Origin of the sequence: Pedobacter yulinensis (genome assembly GCF_003029735.1) — a bacterium.
Lineage (GTDB): Bacteria > Bacteroidota > Bacteroidia > Sphingobacteriales > Sphingobacteriaceae > Pedobacter > Pedobacter yulinensis.
The window spans coordinates 351,623-374,464 of sequence record NZ_KZ686270.1; the positions used below are offsets into that span (position 1 = coordinate 351,623).

The 22,842-nt window shown below is 47.7% G+C and carries 19 protein-coding genes and 5 tRNA genes; 3 read left to right on the forward strand and 21 right to left on the reverse strand.

Annotated features, from left to right (window positions below; genetic code table 11):
* The first annotated feature begins 77 nt into the window (after positions 1-77).
* Positions 78-728, forward strand: coding sequence for an IS1096 element passenger TnpR family protein (locus C7T94_RS16050; protein WP_107216492.1), 651 nt, complete (start codon positions 78-80; stop codon positions 726-728).
* Positions 729-760: 32 nt separating this feature from the next.
* Positions 761-1,693, forward strand: a complete 933-nt coding sequence (gene miaA, locus C7T94_RS16055) for a tRNA (adenosine(37)-N6)-dimethylallyltransferase MiaA (RefSeq protein WP_107216494.1) — start codon at positions 761-763, stop codon at positions 1,691-1,693.
* A gap of 2 nt (positions 1,694-1,695) precedes the next feature.
* Here miaA and C7T94_RS16060 read toward each other — a convergent pair whose 3' ends face one another.
* The 21 genes from C7T94_RS16060 to C7T94_RS16160 form a co-directional block, all read right to left on the reverse strand.
* Complete coding sequence (locus tag C7T94_RS16060; protein WP_107216496.1) at positions 1,696-2,010, reverse strand: DUF3467 domain-containing protein; 315 nt, start codon at positions 2,008-2,010, stop codon at positions 1,696-1,698.
* A gap of 121 nt (positions 2,011-2,131) precedes the next feature.
* On the reverse strand, positions 2,132-6,418 hold the full coding sequence (gene rpoC, locus C7T94_RS16065) for a DNA-directed RNA polymerase subunit beta' (protein WP_107216498.1): 4,287 nt from the start codon (positions 6,416-6,418) through the stop codon (positions 2,132-2,134).
* 73 nt (positions 6,419-6,491) lie between these two features.
* Positions 6,492-10,295, reverse strand: coding sequence for a DNA-directed RNA polymerase subunit beta (rpoB, locus tag C7T94_RS16070; protein WP_107216500.1), 3,804 nt, complete (start codon positions 10,293-10,295; stop codon positions 6,492-6,494).
* Positions 10,296-10,454: 159 nt separating this feature from the next.
* Complete coding sequence (rplL, locus tag C7T94_RS16075) at positions 10,455-10,832, reverse strand: 50S ribosomal protein L7/L12 (RefSeq protein WP_107216502.1); 378 nt, start codon at positions 10,830-10,832, stop codon at positions 10,455-10,457.
* 68 nt (positions 10,833-10,900) lie between these two features.
* Positions 10,901-11,428: a 50S ribosomal protein L10 gene (gene rplJ / locus C7T94_RS16080; protein ID WP_107216504.1), complete on the reverse strand. Its 528-nt coding sequence runs from the start codon at positions 11,426-11,428 to the stop codon at positions 10,901-10,903.
* Between the two features lie 2 nt (positions 11,429-11,430).
* Positions 11,431-12,129 (reverse strand): 50S ribosomal protein L1, encoded by a 699-nt coding sequence (gene rplA, locus C7T94_RS16085; RefSeq protein ID WP_107216506.1) that lies wholly within the window; start codon positions 12,127-12,129, stop codon positions 11,431-11,433.
* A gap of 22 nt (positions 12,130-12,151) precedes the next feature.
* Positions 12,152-12,595 (reverse strand): 50S ribosomal protein L11, encoded by a 444-nt coding sequence (gene rplK / locus C7T94_RS16090; protein WP_107216508.1) that lies wholly within the window; start codon positions 12,593-12,595, stop codon positions 12,152-12,154.
* A 512-nt stretch (positions 12,596-13,107) separates the two neighbouring features.
* On the reverse strand, positions 13,108-13,650 hold the full coding sequence (gene nusG, locus C7T94_RS16095) for a transcription termination/antitermination protein NusG (RefSeq protein ID WP_107216510.1): 543 nt from the start codon (positions 13,648-13,650) through the stop codon (positions 13,108-13,110).
* Between the two features lie 9 nt (positions 13,651-13,659).
* On the reverse strand, positions 13,660-13,857 hold the full coding sequence (secE, locus tag C7T94_RS16100; RefSeq protein ID WP_107216513.1) for a preprotein translocase subunit SecE: 198 nt from the start codon (positions 13,855-13,857) through the stop codon (positions 13,660-13,662).
* A gap of 13 nt (positions 13,858-13,870) precedes the next feature.
* Positions 13,871-13,941 (reverse strand) — tRNA-Trp (locus C7T94_RS16105).
* Positions 13,942-14,025: 84 nt separating this feature from the next.
* Positions 14,026-15,213 carry an elongation factor Tu gene (gene tuf / locus C7T94_RS16110; RefSeq protein WP_107216515.1) on the reverse strand — a complete coding sequence of 396 codons (1,188 nt, stop codon included), beginning with the start codon at positions 15,211-15,213 and terminating at the stop codon, positions 14,026-14,028.
* Positions 15,214-15,334: 121 nt separating this feature from the next.
* Positions 15,335-15,406, reverse strand: a tRNA-Thr gene (locus tag C7T94_RS16115).
* 65 nt (positions 15,407-15,471) lie between these two features.
* A tRNA-Gly gene (locus tag C7T94_RS16120) sits at positions 15,472-15,547 on the reverse strand.
* 88 nt (positions 15,548-15,635) lie between these two features.
* A tRNA-Tyr gene (locus C7T94_RS16125) sits at positions 15,636-15,721 on the reverse strand.
* Between the two features lie 42 nt (positions 15,722-15,763).
* Positions 15,764-15,836: transfer RNA gene (locus tag C7T94_RS16130), tRNA-Thr, on the reverse strand.
* Positions 15,837-16,043: 207 nt separating this feature from the next.
* The gene (hpf, locus tag C7T94_RS16135) at positions 16,044-16,391 is read right to left on the reverse strand and encodes a ribosome hibernation-promoting factor, HPF/YfiA family (protein WP_107216516.1); all 348 of its coding nucleotides are present in this window, start codon (positions 16,389-16,391) and stop codon (positions 16,044-16,046) included.
* Positions 16,392-16,405: 14 nt separating this feature from the next.
* Entirely contained in the window at positions 16,406-17,338 is a 933-nt protein-coding gene (locus tag C7T94_RS16140) for a tyrosine-type recombinase/integrase (RefSeq protein WP_239495048.1), read from the reverse strand.
* Positions 17,339-17,449: 111 nt separating this feature from the next.
* Positions 17,450-17,644 (reverse strand): 30S ribosomal protein S21, encoded by a 195-nt coding sequence (gene rpsU / locus C7T94_RS16145; RefSeq protein WP_107216518.1) that lies wholly within the window; start codon positions 17,642-17,644, stop codon positions 17,450-17,452.
* Between the two features lie 274 nt (positions 17,645-17,918).
* Positions 17,919-19,100 (reverse strand): acyl-CoA dehydrogenase family protein, encoded by a 1,182-nt coding sequence (locus C7T94_RS16150; RefSeq protein WP_107216519.1) that lies wholly within the window; start codon positions 19,098-19,100, stop codon positions 17,919-17,921.
* 155 nt (positions 19,101-19,255) lie between these two features.
* Positions 19,256-19,789, reverse strand: a complete 534-nt coding sequence (locus C7T94_RS16155) for an adenine phosphoribosyltransferase (RefSeq protein ID WP_107216521.1) — start codon at positions 19,787-19,789, stop codon at positions 19,256-19,258.
* Positions 19,786-20,676 (reverse strand): ComEA family DNA-binding protein, encoded by an 891-nt coding sequence (locus tag C7T94_RS16160; RefSeq protein ID WP_107216523.1) that lies wholly within the window; start codon positions 20,674-20,676, stop codon positions 19,786-19,788. The genes C7T94_RS16155 and C7T94_RS16160 overlap by 4 nt, the downstream gene beginning before the upstream one ends.
* A gap of 177 nt (positions 20,677-20,853) precedes the next feature.
* On the opposite strand from C7T94_RS16160, the gene C7T94_RS16165 reads away from it, so the two are divergent.
* Positions 20,854-22,605: a lysophospholipid acyltransferase family protein gene (locus tag C7T94_RS16165; protein ID WP_107216525.1), complete on the forward strand. Its 1,752-nt coding sequence runs from the start codon at positions 20,854-20,856 to the stop codon at positions 22,603-22,605.
* Positions 22,606-22,842: the final 237 nt, after the last annotated feature.

Consider the following 22,842-nt stretch of genomic DNA (forward strand, 5'->3'; position numbering starts at 1 on the left):
ATTATAAACTTTGCGTTATTTCTACTGTTAAGGCATAACGCGGAAAAAAAACACTGCGCTGACAGGCGGATTGGTATATGGCTATCTATAAATTCAAAATCACATTCGAAGACTACGACGAGATCTCGCGCGAGATCGAGATTAAATCAAACCAGACGTTTGAGGATCTGCACCGGGCAATTCACCGTTCAACCGGTTATTCGCCTGAAAAATCGTCGTCGTTCTACGTGAGTACCGATAACTGGATCAAAGGTGACGAAATTGCGTATCTGCCGAACAAAAGAAAGGAAGATCAGGGCGTGGCGCTGATGGGTAAATCCAAGCTGAGTGCCTTTATAGAAGATCCGCACCAGAAATTTTACTACACTTACAATTTTGAACGGCCGTATGACTTTCATGTCGAGCTGATCCGAATTATTCTGGATGCCGATCCGAACATCGAGTACCCTTTCCTGGCAAAAAGTGTGGGCGAGGCGCCAAAAATATTTGACAAAAACCTGCCTGCCGCCGCTGCCGAAACGGCTAAGTCTGACGAATTCGATTTCCTGAATGACATGGACTTTGTGCCTGAAGATACAGACGAACTGGAAGCCATGGGCGAGATGGGCATCAACGAGCAGGAACGGGAAGGAGAGGACACAGAAGAAGAGGGTGAAGGAGACGAGTTTTCTGACGAATTTTCTGACAACGAAAACTACGACGAAGACGGCCATAAGAACGATTACTAACGGCACCTGCACACGTTTCTCCAGCAGAACACATGGCGACAGCGGACACACAAGCTAAATTACTGGTCGTGGTGGCCGGTCCGACAGCCGTGGGAAAAACGGCGCTTGCCATCAAGCTGGCCAGGCATTTTAATACAGAAATTATCTCTGCAGACTCCAGGCAGTTTTTTCGTGAAATGAGCATTGGCACCGCCAAGCCAGACGCGGAAGAACGCGCTGCTGTTCCGCACCATTTCATTGATTCCCATAGCATTACCACTTTATTCAGCACCGGCGATTTTGAAAATGCCGCACTCGCCACTTTAAACGGGTTGTTTAAGAAACACCAGGTAATTGTTGCTGTTGGCGGTTCGGGTTTGTATATCAATGCGCTCTGCAACGGGCTTGATGATATGCCTGAGATTGATCTGGAGGTTCGTGAAAAGATGAACCGGCTGCACCGGGAACAAGGCGTTGAGGTCATCCGCCAGAAATTATGGGAAGTTGATCCGGAGTATGCTGCCATCGTTGACCAACACAATCCGCAGCGCATGATTCGCGGGCTGGAAGTGTTTTTTTCTACAGGACTCAAACTTTCAGGCATGCGAACGCGAACACAAAAGGAACGTCCGTTTCATATATTGCGCATTGGCCTCAACATGGATCGAGCAGCGCTTTACGAACGCATCAACAACCGTGTAGACCAGATGATGGCTGCGGGATTGCTTGACGAAGTACAGACGCTGCTGCCCTATCGCGGCTTAAATGCGCTGCAGACCGTAGGTTATACCGAACTGTTTGATTACCTGGATGGCAAAAGTAACCTTAGGGAGGCTGTAGAACGCATCAAGCAAAATACACGGCGATTTGCCAAACGCCAGCTAACCTGGTTCAGAAAAGACAGCGCCATGCATTGGTTCGAGCCCGCTATGTATGCGCAGATTGAAAAGCTGGTAACCGGGCAGCTGAACAGTCTGCCCCGATAACGTCAGGCCTGTGCTGCCGGGCCGCCAAAATTCATCGGGAAAGGCGGCTCATCCTGCGTTTTGATGCGGCCGTTAATTGCTTCATATTTCTCAATGTTATCCTCCATGGCCTGCATCAGCCGTTTCGCATGTTCAGGCGTTAAAATAATTCTCGACTTCACTTTTGCCTTTGGTACACCCGGCATAACCCGGATAAAATCGAGTACAAATTCGGTATTTGAATGCGTAATGATGGCCAGGTTGGAAAATATGCCCTCGGCCACCTCTTCTGAAAGTTCAATATTGAGTTGGTTATCTTGTGTTTGTTCTTCTTGCATGGTTGTTAAGTTGTAGATTATTTATTGCAAAAGTTAAGTAGACAGGTGCTTGTATACACCTTGCTTAACAAAAAAATCCCGGCCTTGTTCAGGCCGGGATTGTATTCGTAACTGGAAAAGCTTATGCTTCTACTTCTTCCTGTTTAGAAGCCAGCAGTTTGTCGTATTCTTCCTGCGAACCGACAATGATGCGTTCGTAGCCGCGTACACCGGTACCGGAAGGGATGAGGTGACCAACGATCACATTTTCCTTCAGACCCAGCATGTTGTCGCGTTTACCCGCGATAGCCGCTTCGTTCAGTACTTTGGTGGTTTCCTGGAAGGATGCCGCTGAGATAAACGATTTGGTACCCAACGACGCACGGGTAATACCCTGCAGCATGGAGCTCGCTGTAGCCGGGCGTGCATCGCGCACCTCGATCTGTTTGAGGTCCTTCCGTTTCAACTGCGAGTTTTCGTCGCGCAGCTTACGCAGGGAAAGGATCTGGCCTGGCTTTACGGTTGTTGAATCTCCCGCGTCTACAACCACTTTCTGGTCATAGATTGAGTCGTTCTCTTCTGTAAAGTCCCACCGGTCAACAGATTCGTTCTCAAGGAAACGGGTATCTCCCGGATCTTCGATATGCACTTTCTGCATCATCTGGTGAACGATCACTTCGAAGTGCTTGTCATTGATTTTCACACCCTGCAGGCGGTAAACTTCCTGGATACCATTAACAAGGTATTCCTGAACCGCTGCCGGTCCCTTGATGGCCAGGATATCTGCCGGCGAAATCGATCCGTCAGACAGTGGCATCCCTGCCTTCACAAAGTCATTGTCCTGAACCAGGATGTGTTTCGACAATGGAACGAGGTATTTTTTAACTTCCCCATCTTTCGACTCGATGGTAATTTCGCGGTTACCACGTTTGATACCCCCAAGGGTAACAACACCGTCAATTTCTGTTACTACGGCAGGGTTTGATGGGTTACGGGCTTCGAAAAGCTCAGTTACACGTGGAAGACCACCGGTAATATCCCGGGTTTTACCTGTTGCACGTGGAATTTTCGCGATAACTTTACCGGTTTTAATGGGTTCGCCTTCGTCAATAGCGATGTGTGCACCAACCGGAATGTTGTAGCCTTTTACCATATCGCCTTTTTTGTCGACGATGCGAATAGAAGGGTTCTTGGTTTTATCGCGGGTATCGATAATTACTTTCTCACGGTGACCGGTCTGCTCGTCAGACTCCTCACGGAAGGTAACACCTTCGATGATGGCGTCGAACTCTGCTTTGCCCGCGAATTCTGAGATGATAACCGCATTGTAAGGGTCCCATGAACAGATCTTATCGCCTTTGGAAAGCTTGTCTCCTTCTTTTACATACAGGTATGCACCATAAGGAATGTTATTGGTCATAATAACCCGGCCGCTTGAAGGCTCCACGATCCGGAATTCACCGGAACGGCCCAGTACAACCTGGATCTTTCCTTCTTCGGTTTCGGTATCGACCGTACGGATGTTTTCAAATTCAATGACACCGTCAAACTTCGCATTGATCTGCGATTCTGCAGCAATGTTAGAAGCGGTACCACCCACGTGGAAGGTACGGAGTGTAAGCTGGGTACCAGGCTCACCGATCGACTGTGCTGCGATTACACCAACTGCCTCGCCACGCTGTACGCGCTTGCCTGTTGCCAGGTTTCGGCCATAACAAAGTGCGCAGACGCCGCGTTTGCTTTCGCAGGTAAGTACCGAGCGGATCTCTACTCCTTCTACAGGTGAATCTTCGATTGCTTTTGCAACCTCTTCGTTGATATCTTCACCGGCGCCTACCATCAGCTCGCCGCTAAGCGGGTTGTATACGTCGTGCAGGGAAGTACGGCCGAGGATACGTTCGTAAAGTGGCTCCACGATGTCTTCGTTGTCTTTCAGCGCTGTGGTATAGATACCGCGCAGCGTTCCGCAATCCTCATCGTTCACGATCATGTCTTGCGCAACGTCATGCAAACGACGGGTCAGGTAACCGGCATCAGCCGTTTTCAGGGCCGTATCGGCAAGACCTTTACGGGCACCGTGCGTAGAGATGAAGTACTCAAGTACCGACAGGCCTTCTTTAAAGTTTGAAAGGATCGGGTTTTCGATAATTTCACCGCCTGAACCTGATTTTTGTGGCTTGGCCATCAGACCACGCATGCCGCAAAGCTGACGAATCTGTTCTTTGGAACCACGCGCACCTGAATCAAGCATCATGTACACAGAGTTGAAGCCCTGGTTGTCGTTTGACAGCTGGGTCATAACATACGAGGTCAGCCTGTTGTTGATACGGGTCCAGATGTCAATGATCTGGTTGTAACGCTCGTTGTTGGTAATGAAACCCATGTTATAGTTGTTCCGTACCTCTTCAACTTCTGCAGCAGCCTGCTCAAGCAAGGTATGTTTTTCAACCGGGATGTTCACATCCTGCAGGTTGAAGGAAAGTCCGCCGCGGAATGCCATCTGGAATCCAAGCTCCTTGATATCATCAAGGAACTTTGACGCGCGCGCCATACCGGTCATTTTAACCACTTCGCCAATGATGTCGCGAAGCGATTTTTTGGTAAGCAGTTCGTTGATATAACCAACTTCTTCGGGAACCATCTGGTTAAAGAGTACCCGGCCAACAGTGGTTTCAAGCAATTTATTGACAATGGTTCCGTCTGCTTCTTTTACGTTTACTTTAACGCGGATGAAAGCATGCAGATCCACTTGTTTCTCATTATAGGCAATGATCACCTCTTCAGGCGAATAGAACACCGCATCCTGGCCTTTTACCACGCGGGTCTCGTCTGTACGGCGGCCTTTGGTGATGTAATAAAGACCGAGAACCATGTCTTGCGACGGAACGGTAATAGGCGTACCGTTGGCAGGGTTCAGGATGTTGTGGGCCGCCAGCATCAGTACCTGGGCTTCCAGGATTGCCGCGTTGCCAAGTGGCAGGTGCACGGCCATCTGGTCACCGTCAAAGTCGGCGTTGAATGCCGTACATACCAACGGGTGCAGCTGAATGGCTTTTCCTTCGACCAGTTTAGGCTGGAAGGCCTGGATACCCAGACGGTGCAGCGTAGGTGCACGGTTCAGGAGAACCGGGTGGCCTTTCAGCACGTTTTCCAGGATATCCCAGACAAGCGGGTCTTTGCGGTCAACGATCTTTTTGGCAGATTTAACCGTCTTTACAACGCCACGCTCAATCATTTTGCGAATGATAAACGGTTTGAACAGCTCAGCCGCCATGTCTTTAGGCAAACCACACTCATGGAGTTTTAGGTTCGGACCAACGACAATTACCGAACGGGCCGAGTAATCGACACGTTTACCAAGCAGGTTCTGACGGAAACGGCCTTGTTTACCTTTCAGGATGTCTGAAAGTGACTTAAGGGCGCGGTTTCCTTCAGTTTTAACTGCGTTTACTTTACGTGAGTTATCGAACAAAGAGTCGACAGCTTCCTGGAGCATGCGTTTTTCGTTACGCAGGATCACCTCAGGGGCTTTGATCTCGATCAGTCTCTTCAAACGGTTGTTCCTGATGATTACCCGGCGATACAGGTCATTCAGGTCGGAAGTCGCGAATCGGCCACCCTCCAACGGAACCAGTGGACGCAGTTCCGGAGGAATGACAGGAACGATCTTCACGATCATCCACTCAGGGTTGTTCTGGATCCGGGTATTTGCTCCGCGGAAAGCCTCAACCACCTGAAGGCGTTTCAATGCTTCGTTTTTACGTTGCTGCGAAGTTTCATTCGCTGCCTGGTGACGCAGGTCATAAGACAAGGTATCAAGATCAATGCGCCTTAACAGGTCTTCGAGTGCTTCAGCACCCATTTTCGCGATGAACTTGTTCGGGTCTTTATCGTCCAGGTATTGATTTTCTTTCGGCAGTTTGTCCAGGATATCCAGGTACTCTTCTTCCGTCAGGAAGTCCATGTACTGGATTCCTTCCTCGCCCATCAGACCGGCCTGAATAACAACATACCGTTCGTAATAAATGATCAGGTCGAGTTTTTTGGTTGGCAATCCGAGCAGGTAACCGATTTTGTTCGGCAACGAGCGGAAATACCAGATGTGCGCCACAGGAACCACCAGGTTGATGTGACCCATGCGTTCGCGGCGAACCTTCTTCTCTGTTACCTCTACACCGCAACGGTCGCACACGATGCCTTTGTAGCGAATACGTTTGTATTTGCCGCAATGACATTCATAATCTTTTACCGGCCCAAAAATACGCTCGCAGAACAAACCGTCACGTTCAGGTTTGTAAGTACGGTAATTAATGGTTTCGGGTTTCAACACTTCACCGCTCGAGCGCTCCAGGATGGATTCGGGAGAAGCCAGGCTGATGGTGATCGAGGTGAAATTGCTTTTTAATTTATTATCCTTTTTGTAAGACATATCTCTTAATGTTGAAAGTGGTAAGTCAAAGTTGAAAGCGGCCGGGGCCTGAACTTCCAACTTTGGCTTTTACTTAGTCTAACGTAATATCCAGACCCAGGCCGCGCAGTTCGTGTACAAGGACGTTGAACGACTCAGGAACGCCAGGTGTTGGCAGGTTTTCACCTTTAACGATCGCTTCGTAGGTCTTGGCCCTTCCGATCACGTCATCCGACTTCACAGTCAGGATCTCCTGGAGAATGTTTGCTGCACCGAATGCTTCGAGTGCCCAAACCTCCATCTCACCGAAACGCTGACCACCGAACTGGGCTTTACCACCCAATGGCTGTTGAGTAATCAGTGAGTATGGTCCGATAGAACGTGCGTGCATTTTATCATCAACCATGTGGCCAAGTTTCAGCATGTAGATAATACCTACTGTAGTTGGCTGGTCGAAACGCTCACCGGTCAGACCGTTGTGCAGGTACGTTCTGCCCGAGGCAGGAACACCGGCTTTGGCAATCCATTCTTCCACTTCATCGTGCGAAGCACCGTCGAAGATCGGGGTAGCGAATTTCACACCCAGTTCTTTTCCGGCCCAGCCGAGAACGGTTTCGTAGATCTGGCCAAGGTTCATACGCGAAGGTACACCGAGTGGGTTCAGTACGATATCAACCGGCGAACCATCGGCCAGGAAAGGCATGTCTTCATCCCGTACAATACGGGCAACAATACCTTTGTTACCATGGCGGCCCGCCATTTTATCGCCCACTTTCAGTTTACGTTTCTTGGCTACATATACTTTGGCCATCTGAACGATACCTGAAGGAAGCTCATCGCCCACGCTGATGGCAAACTTGTCACGTTTGTATGCACCCAGCTCTTCGTTTACACGAATGCCGTAATTGTGCAGCAATTGTTTGATCAGTTCGTTCTTATCATCGTCGGTTGTCCATTTGTTCGGACTGATGTGGTTGTAATCCAGGTCGGCCAGGATTTTCTGGGTAAACTTAGCGCCTTTGGCAACCAGCAGCTCCTTGTAAATATTGAATACACCCTGTGAGGTCTTTCCGTTTACAATGTGGAACAGCTTGTCGACCAGTTCAGCTTTCAGCTTTTCAATAGCCCTGTTGTATTTCACATCCAGTTTCTCCAGCTGTGATTTCTCTTCGGCTTTTGAAGTTTTTTTCGCACGCGAGAACAGTTTGGTATCGATCACGACACCCTGGATAGAAGGAGGCGTTTTCAGTGACGCGTCTTTCACGTCGCCTGCTTTGTCGCCAAAGATGGCCCGCAGCAGCTTTTCTTCCGGTGAAGGATCAGACTCCCCTTTTGGTGTGATCTTACCGATCAGGATATCGCCTTCTTTCACCTCTGCACCGATACGGATGATACCGTTTTCATCCAGGTCTTTTGTTGCTTCTTCAGAAACGTTTGGAATATCTGGTGTCAGTTCCTCTTCACCGCGTTTTGTGTCGCGCACTTCAAGTTCAAACTCTTCAATGTGAAGGGAAGTGAAAATGTCATCGCGAACAATGCGCTCGTTGATTACGATCGCATCCTCAAAGTTAAACCCTTGCCAAGGCATGAATGCCACTTTGAGGTTTCGGCCCAGGGCCAGTTCGCCGTCTTGTGTTGCATAACCTTCGCAAAGCACCTGTCCTTTGGTTACCTTCTGGCCTTTCTTCACGATAGGCTTCAGGTTGATACAGGTGTTCTGGTTCGTCTTTTTGAACTTGATCAGTCTGTAAGTCTTGCTGTCGCCTTCGAAAGAAACGAGGCGGTCGTCGTCAGACCTTTCATATTTAATGGTGATCTCGTTGGCATCTACATATTCAACCACGCCGTCGCCTTCAGCGTTGATGAGGGTACGCGAGTCGCGTGCTACACGGCCTTCAAGACCGGTGCCAACGATCGGCGCCTCAGGACGCAGCAATGGAACCGCCTGGCGTTGCATGTTCGAGCCCATGAGCGCACGGTTGGCGTCATCATGCTCGAGGAACGGGATCAGTGAAGCAGCAATCGATGTGATCTGGTTTGGCGCAATGTCCATCAGGTCAAGTTTCTCAGGCTCAATAATCGGGAAGTCACCCTCGTAACGTGCTTTTACGCGTGGCGTGTTGAACACACCGTTGTCATCGTACTCAGCATTCGCCTGGGCAATTGTCTTGCCATCTTCGTCTTCTGCAGAGAGGTAAATAACCGGCTCATCTACGACAACCTTGCCATCGGCAACGCGTTTGTAAGGCGTTTCGATAAAGCCGAGGTTGTTGATCTTCGCATGAACGCACAGTGAAGAGATCAGACCGATGTTTGGTCCCTCTGGCGTTTCAATGGTGCAAAGGCGGCCATAGTGGGTATAGTGAACGTCACGAACCTCGAAACCGGCACGCTCACGCGAAAGACCACCTGGTCCGAGCGCAGACAAACGGCGTTTATGGGTAATCTCAGCCAACGGATTGGTCTGATCCATAAACTGCGAAAGCTGATTGGTACCAAAGAACGAATTGATCACTGAAGAAAGGGTTCGTGCATTGATCAGGTCGGTAGGCGTGAACACCTCGTTGTCACGAATGTTCATGCGCTCGCGGATGGTACGTGCCATACGGGCAAGACCTACGCCGAACTGTGCATACAACTGCTCGCCCACCGTACGAACACGGCGATTTGACAGGTGATCGATATCATCGACTTCTTCTTTTGAGTTGATCAGTTTGATCAGGTACTTCACGATGGCAATGATATCGGCTTTGGTCAATACCTTTACATCATCGGGCGTATCCATTTTCAGTTTCCGGTTGATGCGGTACCGGCCCACATCGCCCAGGTCATACCGTTTGTCTGAGAAGAACAAGCGGTCAATGATACCCCTGGCAGTTTCCTCATCGGGTGGTTCTGCGTTACGCAGGGCCCGGTAAATATTCTCTACCGCCTCTTTCTCAGAGTTCGAGGTATCTTTCTGTAATGTATTATAGATAATGGTATAATCTGCCTGGCTGGCTCCGTCATCTTTTGAAAGGATGATGGTCTTAACACCGGCATCGATAACCATATCGATGTGTTCGTCTTCAAGAATGGTTTCGCGCTCGAGGATCACTTCGTTGCGGTCAATAGAGACCACCTCGCCTGTGTCTTCGTCAACGAAATCTTCCACCCATTTTCTAAGTACCCTGGCGGCAAGTTTACGGCCAATGTACTTTCTAAGTCCTGATTTGCTAACCTTTACTTCATCGGCAAGGTCAAACAGTTCGAGAATATCTTTGTCAGAATCGTAACCGATTGCACGCAACAGGGTAGTAACCGGGAATTTCTTCTTCCGGTCAATGTATGCATACATGACGTTGTTCACGTCGGTAGCAAACTCGATCCATGAACCTTTGAAAGGAATTACACGGGCCGAATAAAGCTTGGTGCCGTTGGTGTGGCGGCTTTGGCCAAAGAAAACACCGGGTGAGCGGTGCAACTGTGACACGATTACGCGTTCTGCTCCATTGATCACAAAAGTACCTTTGGGAGTCATGTAAGGGATGGTACCCAGGTAAACGTCCTGGATGATGGTCTCAAAATCCTCATGCTCCTCGTCGTTACAGGAAAGCTTAAGCTTAGCCTTGAGTGGAACATTGTAGGTGAGTCCCCTTTCAATACACTCCTGGATGTCGTACCGTGGCGGATCAATAAAATAGTCAAGAAATTCTAAAACGAAGATGTTTCTTGAATCTGTGATCGGAAAATTTTCTGCGAAAACCTTAAAGAGACCTTCCTGGTGGCGGTCGTCTGAAGTCGTTTCGATCTGAAAGAATTCCCTGAAGGATTGCAACTGCACATCAAGAAAATCAGGATAATCGATGATGTGTTTGCTCGTTGCAAAATTTACTCTTTGTTCGACTTTATTTGCCAATGGACTAAAAGTTTTTTTAGTTTAAGAATAAACTACTTGTTTGGCTTTGGTGAAAGCTGCTCATCAACCAAACAAAATGAGCTGCTTATAAACGGGTAAAGACTCCGACATTTTCAGTCGGAGTCTGAGAATTTTTAGCGTTTGCCGGAAATTAAGCGCTTACTTAATTTCAACAACAGCTCCTGCTTCTTCTAATTGTTTTTTCAGGGCTTCAGCTTCGTCTTTAGCAACACCGGTTTTCAGTTCTTTAGGTGCACCGTCAACAAGGTCTTTTGCTTCTTTCAAACCAAGGCCAGTCAGGTCTTTAACAAGTTTAACAACTGCTAATTTCTGACCACCAGCTTCTTTCAAAATTACGTCGAAAGCTGTTTTTTCCTCAGCAGCAGCAGGAGCGTCGCCACCAGCAGCAGGCGCTACCGCAACCGCAGCTGCAGCAGGCTCGATGCCATACTCGTCTTTCAAAATTTGAGCTAACTCATTAACTTCCTTAACTGTCAAGTTTACCAATTGCTCAGCAAACGATTTCAAATCTGCCATTTTTATAAGATTTTAAAAATTTACGTTTAATAATTTAATTTAATACGGATCTGTATACAGGGAATCCGTTACCCTTCTCTCTCCTGGAGAGTTTTAACAATTCCTGCAATTTTGCCACCACCTGATTTAAGGGCAGAGATAACGTTTTTAGCAGGCGACTGGAGCAGTCCGACAATGTCTCCGATAAGCTCTTCTCTTGATTTCAGGCTTACCAAAGTATCGAGCTGGTTGTCACCAACAAATACGGTTGAATCTATAAATGCCGCCTTAAGAACAGGCTTGTCTGATGTTTTCCTCAGTGCTTTGATCAGCTTTGCCGGGCCATTGCCGGTTTTTGAGAACCAAAGTGATGATGAACCTTTCAGTGCGGGATAAATTTCAGCTGCGTCGCTTCCGTTTTCAAGACCTTCGATCGCTTTGCGGATCAGGGTGTTCTTGGCCACTTTCATTACGATGCCGCTTTCATAACATTTGCGACGGATGTTGTTCACCTGGTCAACAGACAGGCTTGAAGTATCGGTTACATAAAAGTTACCATACTCCTGCATTTGCTGCTGAAGGTCTGAAACTACTTCGTGTTTTTCTTCTCTGTTCATGATTAGATCCCCGCTACTGATTTAGTTTCAATTGCAATTCCGGGACTCATTGTAGAAGACATGTGAATGCTCTTAAAATAAGTTCCTTTTGCTGCAGAGGGTTTCAACTTAGATACGACCTGAATGACTTCAAGTGCGTTCTCATAAATCTTTTCTGCAGGGAATGATACTTTCCCGATTGAAGCGTGAATGATACCTGTTTTGTCTACTTTAAAATCGATCTTACCTGCCTTAACCTCAGTTACCGCTTTACCAACTTCATTGGTTACCGTACCTGATTTAGGATTTGGCATCAGGTTCCTCGGACCGAGTACACGGCCCAGTTTACCTACTTTTGCCATACATGCAGGTGTAGTGATGATAATGTCAACATCGGTCCAGCCACCTTCAATTTTAGACACATATTCGTCTAAGCCAACGAAGTCTGCACCGGCTGCTTTCGCCTCTTCTTCTTTATCTGGTGTAACCAGGGCAAGAACACGAACCGTTTTACCGGTACCGTGCGGAAGCGTAGCAATACCACGAACCATTTGGTTCGCTTTACGCGGGTCTACCCCTAAACTGATGTCAATATCAACTGAAGCATCAAATTTAGTGGTCGTGATATCTTTCACCAAAGCAGCCGCATCCTGAAGCGTGTAGGCCTTACCAGCCTCGATCTTCGCATGTGCTTTCTTTTGATTTTTTGTTAATTTCGCCACTGTTGTAAACTGTTTTTGTGAATTAATTGTTCAAGGGCGATTCACCTGTAACAGTGATACCCATACTGCGTGCTGTACCGGCAACCATACTCATTGCCGATTCGAGCGTGAATGCATTGAGATCTGGCATCTTGTCTTCAGCAATCGCCTTAACCTGATCCCAAGTCACCGATCCAACTTTTTTACGGTTGGGCTCAGCAGAACCACTCTGTAACTTCGTCGCATCTTTCAGCTGCACCGCTACCGGAGGGGTCTTGATGATGAAATCGAATGACTTATCAGCATAAACAGTAATTACAACCGGTAAAACTTTACCTGGCTTATCTTGGGTACGAGCATTGTACTGTTTGCAAAACTCCATGATGTTTACCCCTTTGGCACCCAAAGCTGGGCCAACGGGTGGCGACGGGTTTGCAGCTCCACCTTTGATCTGTAATTTTATCAGTGCACTGACTTCTTTTGCCATTTTGTGTTTCTATTTATTTAAAACTCAATGTTAAATTTGGAAGCATGTAACATTTAAGATTCCTCTATCTCCTTAAAAATAAAGGGACTGCAAAGATATCAGTAATATTAGATAATTGCAACAGGTATCGAAAATTAATATTAACGCTTTTCTGTCCGCAGCCGATCACCCCGCCAACCGCCCCGGCACCACTTCTACATGACCGCTCCGCTTCCCTTCCTGAAGCAGTCAGGAAGGCACTTTCGCACAAAACCTTCCCGCAATTCCGCTCAACATGACTTTTGTAACCTGCAAGCCTGAAGCGTATCGCCAACTTAATCTTTACTTCGGACAGACACGCCATAAAGTCTCCGCACAGTTGTGATCCTGCTTGTCTTAACACCACCAAGGCACTGCCTGAATCTGAAGGCGACCGCCGTTCCAGGCGAAAAACCGCTCAAATAAAAAATCCTTTTAATCTAAAGGCGCGAACACCTGCAGACTAAAAGGATCTACATATCTTTTTTGAGGAACTACTCTTTCTCTACCTGCATGTAATTCAGCTCGAGCGGAGTTTTTCGGCCAAAGATCTTGACCATTACCTTGAGTTTTTTCTTTTCTTCATTCACCTCTTCAATGACGCCACTGAACCCGTTGAACGGACCATCCATCACTTTGATGTTCTCGCCAACATAGTAAGGAACACTCATCATCTCGCCCTGCTCGCTCATTTCATCAACCTTGCCAAGAATGCGGTTGACTTCAGCCTGGCGCATCGGGATGGCATTGCCTGCTTTATCGCCCAGGAAGCCGATCACGCTGTTAATGTTCTTGATGATGTGCTCAAGCTCACCGTCGAGTGCAGCTTCGATCAATACATAACCCGGATAGTAGTTTCTCTCTTTTGCAATTTTTTTCCCGTCGCGCATCTGGTAGTACTTTTCCATGGGAATGAGTACCTGCGGAACAAGGTGTGACAATCCTAAACGGCCAATTTCTGCGTCGATATACTGTTTAACTTTCTTCTCTTTACCGCTCACGGCCCGTACTACATACCATTTCAACTGATCGCTCATGAGCCCGTATTAATTTGAAAGTGATTTATAAAACGTCTCCAGAATGAAAGTAGCACCTTTATCCATTGCGAAGATCATGAGTGCGATGATCAGGGACGCAACCAGCACAAGAATTGCAGAGCTCTGCAGATCTCCCCACGAAGGCCAGGTTACCTTCTGGGTCATTTCATCGTACGATTCTTTTACAAAATCAACTACCTTAGCCATATTTAGTTTTTTGCACGGGAACAAGGATTCGAACCCTGATCAAAGGTTTTGGAGACCTCTATTCTACCATTGAACTATTCCCGTGTATGAATAGTATTCAGTAGTTCGTATTTAGTATTCAGACTTCCGTCTGAACACCAAATACTTTATATGAACTACTAAAAATTTCTATTTCAGGATTTCGGTTACCTGACCGGCACCTACCGTTCTGCCACCTTCACGGATCGCGAAACGAAGACCTTTTTCCATTGCAATGGCGTTGATCAGTTTCACAGTGATGGTCACGTTATCGCCAGGCATAACCATTTCAGTACCTTCTGCAAGGGAGATTTCTCCTGTTACGTCTGTAGTACGGAAATAGAACTGAGGACGGTATTTGTTGAAGAATGGAGTGTGACGGCCACCTTCTGCTTTTGACAATACATAGATCTCAGCTTTGAAATCGGTGTGAGGCGTTACTGAACCTGGTTTACAGATTACCATACCGCGACGGATATCGGTTTTCTCAATACCACGAAGCAACAGACCTACGTTATCACCAGCTTCACCGTAGTCAAGGATTTTGCGGAACATTTCCACACCTGTAACGGTTGATTTCAGGTTTTCAGCACCCATACCCAGGATCTCTACTGCATCACCAGTGTTGATCTGACCACGCTCGATACGACCGGTAGCAACTGTACCACGACCAGTGATTGAGAATACGTCTTCAACAGGCATCAGGAAAGGAAGGTCGGTCAGACGTGGAGGAATTGGAATGTAGCTGTCAACAGCGTTCATCAGCTCCATGATTTTCTCAACCCACTGAGGCTCGCCGTTCAGACCACCAAGGGCAGAACCACGGATAACAGGGATATCATCACCAGGGAATTCGTAGAACGACAGGAGTTCACGAACTTCCATTTCAACAAGATCTAACAATTCAGGATCATCAACCATGTCCACTTTGTTCATGAACACAACCAATGAAGGTACACCTACCTGGCGGGCCAAAAGGATGTGCTCGCGGGTTTGCGGCATCGGACCGTCTGTAGACGCAACCACGATGATCGCACCGTCCATCTGCGCAGCACCTGTAACCATGTTTTTTACGTAATCCGCGTGACCTGGACAGTCAACGTGTGCATAGTGACGGTTAGCAGTTGAGTACTCAACGTGGGCAGTATTGATGGTGATACCTCTTTCTTTTTCCTCAGGAGCTGAGTCAATCGAATCGAATGAACGGGCCTCAGATAAACCTGCGTCAGACAGTACTTTTGTAATAGCTGCAGTCAGAGTGGTTTTACCGTGGTCAACGTGACCGATAGTACCGATGTTCAAGTGCGGTTTACTCCGGTCAAATTTTTCTTTTGCCATTTTTTATAACTAATTAGTAGGTTAACTTTTTTATTTTTTACTGTTGTTCTATACAAATTCAATACAAAAAACCTTGTTCAACCATGCCTACCGGATGATTTAACAAAGCCGTCTGATCATGAGCCAAAGATGGGACTTGAACCCACGACCTCTTCCTTACCAAGGAAGTGCTCTACCGCTGAGCTACTTCGGCTTTTAATTTACGACAGGTTGTGTTCCTGCTACGATTCTCTATCAGTATCGTGTACGTAAATATATTGGAGCGGAAGACGGGTCTCGAACCCGCAACCTATAGCTTGGAAGGCTATCGCTCTACCAATTGAGCTACTTCCGCTTTTAATGATCGAATGATTGGATGCCTCATGACTGAACGGCCGCAGACCGGTTCATCATTCATTCACTCAAACCTTCACCCATTGGTTTGGTGGGGAGAGAAGGATTCGAACCTTCGAAGTCTTGCGACAACAGAGTTACAGTCTGTCCCATTTGGCCACTCTGGTATCTCCCCCCGATTACGCCCGCCAGATGTGCATCCGGCGAACATAAAAAGAGCCTCCTATCGGGATCGAACCAATGACCTACTGATTACAAGTCAGTTGCTCTACCAGCTGAGCTAAGGAGGCTTATGTGGATTACTGCCGCCCGAAGGCAATGCAGTGTTTGTATTTCATCATTCAGAGAACATTCCAGTCCGTTTCGGGCCTTATGCCCCTTCCGAAATGGAATGCAAATCTACAACAAAATCATACACCCGCAAATAATTTTACAAAAAAAATTCGGCGACTTTTCAGCCGCCGAATGTTCTGTTTTATTCCGTACAAAGTACCGTCCTAATAGTCAGCAACTTCGTCGCTGGCGAGAATGTCTTTGTGCTCGCTTAATTTTGCACGGGTCTTATCTTTATGTTTATTCACCTGCCTCCTCAAGGATTCAATAGCCAGGTCGGTCGCCTCTTCAAACGTTTTGCACTGCTCTTTTGCGAACAGCGTTCCCCCGGGTACGATCAGCTTGATTTCGCTGATCTTGTTAGCCTCATCTTCGACGTTTTCCAGCTTCAGGTAAACTTCGCCACCGATGATGTGGTCGAAAAACTGGTCAAGCTTGTCCACTTTTTTCTGAATAAAGCTCAACAATTTCTGATCAGCATTGAAATGGATCGACTGAACTCTGATTTTCATATTTCCTCCTTTTTTTAAGCCTTCGGATGGGCTTGTTTATAAATTGATTTTAGTCTTTCAACCGAATTATGTGTATACACCTGCGTAGCAGCCAGGCTGGCGTGTCCGAGCAGTTCCTTAATTGCATTCAGGTCGGCTCCCCGGTTCAGCAGTTCGGTTGCAAAAGAATGCCGCAGTACATGCGGACTCCGCTTTTGCTGTGTAGACACATAAGACAAATAGTGGTGTACGATCCGGTAAACCAGCTTGGCATAGGCACGTGCGCCTGTATTGGTAACGATCAGTGCGGCCGATTTGTTGTCGAAATTTTGCATTGACTTTTCAACAAGGTATTCTTCGAGCTGTCTGGCGAGCGCCGGCGTGAGCGGAACCAACCGCTCCTTACTCCTTTTGCCCATAACCCGGAGGGTCCTGTTTTCCCGGTCCACGCTTCCCTCATCCAGCCCGGTCAGTTCACTGAGCCTGATGCCCGTTCCGAAAAGCAACTCGAGCACGAGGCGGTCCCGGCGTGATGCAAACGAAGCATCAAAAATATCCCGGCCGTCAAGCAGTTCGTCCATTTTCCGGTGATCTACCACCACGGGCAGTTTGCCCGGAACCACCGGAGCCTTAACCAACAGCATCGGGTTCTTCTCGATACCCTTCGATCCCAACATAAAGCGGTAAAAGGAACGCAGGGCAGAAAGTTTACGGTTAATGGTTACCGCAGACCGTTTGGCATCCATAAGCGACACCACGTAACTCCTGATGTCGTTATGCCCTGCAGCATCGGCCGCCAGGCTAAATGTTTTGTCAAGATAAGCAGTATAGTCTTCCAGGTCTTTCCGGTAAGCTGTGAGCGTATGTGCTGCATACCGTTTTTCGTATTTAAGGTAAGTCAGGAAGGCCTCAATATGCATGGATCTCTGCGCTTGTTCTGCCCTTGAAGTTACTAATTGTTTTGTCATAAAAAAACGATCTTTCAGCCCTACCCGTCAAAGTGCCACCTCTGGCTGGCTATAAACAAAAAAACCCTTTGCAGTTTGCTGCAAAGGGCTAAATATGATAAAACAGTAGTCTTAGAGACCGGCTTCCTGTTGCAAGCCTTGTTTGTAGATGGCGTGTTTAACCTGTGTACGACGGGTTACGGAACGTTTCTCATATGCCTGACGACTGCGAAGTTCTCTTAATACACCTGTTTTTTCAAATTTCTTTTTGAAGCGTTTCAAGGCTTTGTCCAATGATTCGCCGTCTTTAATGTTGATAATGATCATAACGTTTTGATACCTCCTCTCGTTTTTAAGGACTGCAAATATACGATTTGTAAATAAGTTAACAAATGAAAATGTCTTTTTATCCAGTGCAGTTACCGGCTCTCAACCATATCGAAAGCCAGGCAGACCGCCTTGCCTGCAAAATAAAGCCCCGTTCAGGCCGGGAACCTGATTCGGCTTTACACGGACAGCTGTATGCGTATCGATAAAAAAATCCGGCGCCTTTTGAGGCCACCGGACGCTCTTTTATGATATTTGGTTAGAATGGACGTGTTTATGCGTTCAGCACCTCGCGGGCAATAACGATCTTCTGAATTTCAGAAGTCCCCTCGCCTATTGTACAGAGCTTGCTGTCACGGTAATATTTTTCGACAGGAAAATCTTTTGTATATCCATAGCCGCCAAAGATCTGCACGGCTTCTGTAGCTGTTCTTACGGCGACCTCAGACGCATAGTACTTGGCCATCGCCGAGAATTTAGTAACAGGTAAATGCCTGTTCTTCAGATCAGCTGCCTGGCGGATTAACAGGGTTGCCGCCTCGATCTCGGTTGCCATATCGGCCAGCTTAAAACTGATGGCCTGAAAGTTTGAGATCGGCTGTCCAAACTGGTGACGTTCTTTCGCATAACCAACTGCAGCATCAAATGCGCCTTTTGCAATGCCTAAACCTAATGCTGCAATCGAGATCCGGCCCCCATCAAGCACCTTCATGGCCTGCTTGAAACCTTCGCCCTCCTGCCCCAGCAGGTTCTCTTTCGGCACCCGGCAGTTGTCAAAAATCATTTCGGTTGTTTCAGAAGCGCGCATACCCAGCTTGTTCTCCTTTTTGCCGGCGGCGAAACCCGGAGTTCCGCGCTCAACCACAATGGCCGATATACCAGAGGCTTTCCCTTTTTCGCCGGTTCGCACCATCACCACAGCGAGATCTCCTGACTTGCCATGCGTAATCCAGTTCTTTGCACCGTTGATTACGTAATGGTCACCATCTGCAACTGCGGTCGTTTGCATGCGCAGCGCGTCTGATCCCGTACCTGCTTCAGTAAGCCCCCAGGCACCAATCCACTCGGCGGTAGCCAATCTGGGCAGCCAGCGTTGTTTTTGATCCTCATTGGCGAAATTCATCAAATGCCCGACACATAACGAATTATGTGCGGCAAGCGACAAACCGATCGAACCGCACACCCGCGATACCTCTACAATAATATCTACATACTCCTGGTAACCAAGCCCCGACCCGCCATAAGCTTCAGGTACAAGTACGCCCATCAACCCGAGCTGTCCCATCTCCTTAAACAGTGCGACAGGAAAGATCTGCGCTTCATCCCATTCCATCACATGCGGGCGAATGTGCTTATCAGCAAAATCGCGTACCATTTGCCTGATCTGCAGCTGGCTCTCTGTTTCAGAAAAATCAAAGCCGGCCGGTACTTCAGTAAGATCTGTTCCGTTTGCCATTTATAACTGATTTTCAGTACAATAATAACCATTCAGATGCATGGTGAATGCATCAAATATTTGCCTGGAAACAGAATAAAACGGTATTTGGTTCAATTAATGCCATAGAAATACTATGCAAGCATAAAAAACACCGAAAGTTTTTTTTAATTTTTTTAATGCTGCCAGCCCGCCAGCGTGTGCACGGCGTTGCTGAATGGCGAAAGGCGCTGCCGGCCATTCAAAAAATCAAGGCTTATAATAAAAGAATAACCCGTTACGCTGGCACCCAGGCGGCTGATGAGCGCAGAAGCTGCCAGCACAGTACCACCGGTAGCGAGCAGGTCGTCATGAACAAGCACCCTTTGCCCACTGCTAAACGCGTCTTCATGAACCTCAAGGGTCGCGGTACCATATTCAAGCGCGTACTCCTGCCTGACTGTTTTGTAAGGCAGTTTGCCTGCTTTTCTGACAGGCACAAAAGGCACGCCCAGATAATTGGCCAGTGCAAGGCCAAACAGAAAGCCCCGGCTTTCAATGCCGGCCACCACATCGATCTGCAGTGCGGCTACCTGCGTTGCCAGCGCAGCTGTGATGTCAGTGCACAATGCGGCATCTTTAAGGATCGGCGTAATGTCTTTAAAAATAATACCCGGTGTTGGAAAATCGGCTACATCGCGTACCGCTGCTTTTATTCTGCTTTCGATCATTCAAAGATGAGGTATGGTTCTAGTTTACGAATCGTTTCTGGTGGCAAAATAACGACTTTTTTTAAGTCGGCGGTACTTTTATATGGCCCATGCTGGTCCCTGTAGGCGATCAGTGCGCTGACCTGTTTGTAGCGCAGGTATGGGTGTCCCTTCAGCTGATCGAATGTAACCTGGTTAACGGGAATGCGCCGGATCTTTGAAGGGTCAAGCCGCAACTGAGGCAGGATCTGCTGCAGCCTGAGGCTGTCCATGCCGTAGACCTCTGCCAGCTGATGCAGGCTGTAGAAACCACCAAGCCGGTCGCGGTAGCGTACAATGCGGCTTGCAAAGGCCGGCCCCAGTCCCCTGACACTGGTTAGCCCGGCAGAGTCGGCCTCGTGTAAAGGAACAATGATTATCTGGGACACCTTTTCTGCATTAAACCGCGGCTCATTTGCCGTTACTTCCTGGATATCAATGTAAGGTTCAAGTTTTTGATAGAGTTCCGGCCGGATGGTATACATGCGCGCTACATCGGCCTTTCTGCGAAAAACACCGCCTTTTTCCCGGTAGCGCAGAATGGCTGCCGCCTGCTTCTCTGAAAGACCCAATTCCTGCCAGTCTGCCTGGTTCGCCTTGTTGGGATCAAACCGAAAGAAGCGCTGTGTGCGCCGCAAAGACCGTTTTTCACGTGGCTTTAAAGCAAATGGCCGGGCTTCAGGTAATGCCTGCAGCTCACGCACAGCCGCAAGCTCAGTGATGGTTGGCCCGGTTGCCTTTCCGCTCTGCCACCAGGACCAGGCAGCAGAACATAGCCGAACCAAAGTAATCAGAACAGCGAGCACAACAAGGCCGTTGTATTCGCGCCGGCTCATGCCAAAATGCAGTCCAAGCCATTTTCTGATCATCGCTTTGTAACAGTTTTTTTAAATATAAATCTTATTTTTGAAATTTCGCGGCAGAGCGTTACCAAACATACCCCTTCAAAAACGCAGGAATTATTCCCTGCCTGCTGATTAAATCAATCCGGTACGTAAGGCGTTTTCTCCCGCTAAAAACACAAGAAACGAAGCGACTATTCCACCATGAAGATCATTACCACGCAGGAATTTGCGAAGGCTACCAAAATCGATAAACTTGGCGTACCCGGGCTGGCTGCGCTGATGATGGAAATCATGAAGTTGAATGACATCAACGACGTATTTTCCAGGAACCAGCATTATGAAGGGATTGAGTTTGTAGACAAGATCTTGGAAACCATTGGGGTATCCATCAGCTTCGACGAAAACGACCTCAGAAATATTCCGAAGACCGGTCCGTTCATCGCGATAGCCAACCACCCCTATGGCGGAGTGGAGGGTCTGGCGCTCGTCAAGCTGCTCTGCACGGTTCGGCCGGAGGCCAAGGTAATGGTCAATTTCATCCTGAAGAAAATTCCGAACCTGGACCAGTTCTTTGTTGCCGTGAACCCCTTCGAGAACGTCCAGCATTCATCGAGTATCAGCGGTCTCAAGACCACATTCGACCTGCTGAAGAATGGTACACCCCTGGGCATTTTCCCGGCGGGAGAGGTTTCAACCTTCAAACTTGACGCCCAGCAGATAACCGACCGCATGTGGCATCCTGTGGTGGGAAAGTTGATTGCCAAAGCCAAAGTGCCCGTGGTTCCCATTTATTTTCATGGCAACAATGGTGTATTGTTCAACATCCTCAGCTTTATACACCCTACCCTGCGTACAGCTAAACTGCCTTCTGAATTCCTGAATAAACAGGGAAAAACCATCCGTGTGCGCATTGGCAAACCGATAGACATTAACGACATTTCGTACAACAACAACTCAAACAAACTGCTCGACTTTCTGCGTGCACGTACCTATGCGCTTGGCGTAAGCCTGGAGCAGGAAAGAAAGCTGTTTAACCCGATCAACCTGTTCAAAAGAAAAAAGACGCCCGAGGCGGTTATTCCTGAGACGCCGCGCGAACAGATTTCAGCAGAGGTGGCCGAACTGGAAGACTTTAAGGTCTGGAAAGAAAAGAATTATGAGGTTTACATTGTGCCCACACTGAATATTCCGAATGTGCTGCGCGAAATAGGCCGGTTGCGCGAGATTACTTTCAGGGAGGTTGGCGAAGGCACGAACAAAAAGATCGACCTGGATAATTATGATATTTATTATCACCACTTGTTTATCTGGGATACCGACCTGCAGAATATAGTCGGCGCCTACCGCATTGGCAAGGGCGATGAGATCCTGGAAAGCATGGGCCGCCGCGGCTTTTATCTCTCTGAGCTTTTCAAACTCAAAGACCAGATCTATCCTATGCTTCGGCAGGGTATTGAACTGGGCCGGTCATGGATCAGAAAAGAGTACCAGGGCAAACCGCTGCCGCTGTTCCTGCTGTGGAAGGGTATCCTGAAATACCTGATCGACAACCCGCAGTACCGCTACATGTTCGGACCGGTGAGCATCAGCAACAGCTTCTCCAAGTTTTCAAAGGCACTGATTGTAGACTACATCACCAGAAATCACTTTGATTATGAAATGGCTAAATACGTTAAGCCAAAAAACAAATTTAAGGCAGACCTCCTGCCTATTTCTACAGATTTGCTGGTAGCGGGAAGTGAATCGCTGAAAGATCTCGATTCGCTGATCGGTGATATCGAAACAACACACATCAAAATTCCGGTACTGCTGCGGCAATACATGAACCTGAATGCCAAGATTATCTGTTTCAATATCGACCCTAAGTTTTCCGACTGCCTGGACGGGTTTCTCGTAGTAGACACTCAAAACATTCCCATGGAGATCATCGAAAAATTAGGAAAAAACTTGTAAAGACAGATCATAAAACAAAAACCCGGACATCCGCCCGGGTTTTTTGTTATCAACTAAACCTAAACTGTAAATATCAAACCAAATATTTACGGCAGCAAAGCTAAAAGCATCCTGTTAAAAATTTGTTAAGCAGCGGTTACTTTAACATTTTTTAACGATTGTGTTTTTTTGTAGAGGTCTTTAAAAGTTGATTTAAAGTTTTGTGGAAAGCAAGCTCCGGCACGTTTCGGCTGCTAC

Excerpts from the sequence above, each read along its gene's own strand:
- C7T94_RS16060 (WP_107216496.1), bottom strand. The coding sequence starts at position 2,010 with ATGCAAGAAGAACAAACACAAGATAACCAACTCAATATTGAACTTTCA.
- C7T94_RS16140 (WP_239495048.1), bottom strand. The coding sequence starts at position 17,338 with ATGACAAAACAATTAGTAACTTCAAGGGCAGAACAAGCGCAGAGATCC.
- tuf (WP_107216515.1), bottom strand. The coding sequence starts at position 15,213 with ATGGCAAAAGAAAAATTTGACCGGAGTAAACCGCACTTGAACATCGGT.
- rplK (WP_107216508.1), bottom strand. The coding sequence starts at position 12,595 with ATGGCAAAAGAAGTCAGTGCACTGATAAAATTACAGATCAAAGGTGGA.
- hpf (WP_107216516.1), bottom strand. The coding sequence starts at position 16,391 with ATGAAAATCAGAGTTCAGTCGATCCATTTCAATGCTGATCAGAAATTG.
- C7T94_RS16050 (WP_107216492.1), top strand. The coding sequence starts at position 78 with ATGGCTATCTATAAATTCAAAATCACATTCGAAGACTACGACGAGATC.
- rpsU (WP_107216518.1), bottom strand. The coding sequence starts at position 17,644 with ATGATCATTATCAACATTAAAGACGGCGAATCATTGGACAAAGCCTTG.
- C7T94_RS16150 (WP_107216519.1), bottom strand. The coding sequence starts at position 19,100 with ATGGCAAACGGAACAGATCTTACTGAAGTACCGGCCGGCTTTGATTTT.
- miaA (WP_107216494.1), top strand. The coding sequence starts at position 761 with ATGGCGACAGCGGACACACAAGCTAAATTACTGGTCGTGGTGGCCGGT.
- C7T94_RS16155 (WP_107216521.1), bottom strand. The coding sequence starts at position 19,789 with ATGATCGAAAGCAGAATAAAAGCAGCGGTACGCGATGTAGCCGATTTT.
- nusG (WP_107216510.1), bottom strand. The coding sequence starts at position 13,650 with ATGAGCGATCAGTTGAAATGGTATGTAGTACGGGCCGTGAGCGGTAAA.
- rplJ (WP_107216504.1), bottom strand. The coding sequence starts at position 11,428 with ATGAACAGAGAAGAAAAACACGAAGTAGTTTCAGACCTTCAGCAGCAA.
- C7T94_RS16165 (WP_107216525.1), top strand. The coding sequence starts at position 20,854 with ATGAAGATCATTACCACGCAGGAATTTGCGAAGGCTACCAAAATCGAT.
- C7T94_RS16160 (WP_107216523.1), bottom strand. The coding sequence starts at position 20,676 with ATGATCAGAAAATGGCTTGGACTGCATTTTGGCATGAGCCGGCGCGAA.
- secE (WP_107216513.1), bottom strand. The coding sequence starts at position 13,857 with ATGGCTAAGGTAGTTGATTTTGTAAAAGAATCGTACGATGAAATGACC.
- rplL (WP_107216502.1), bottom strand. The coding sequence starts at position 10,832 with ATGGCAGATTTGAAATCGTTTGCTGAGCAATTGGTAAACTTGACAGTT.
- rpoC (WP_107216498.1), bottom strand. The coding sequence starts at position 6,418 with ATGTCTTACAAAAAGGATAATAAATTAAAAAGCAATTTCACCTCGATC.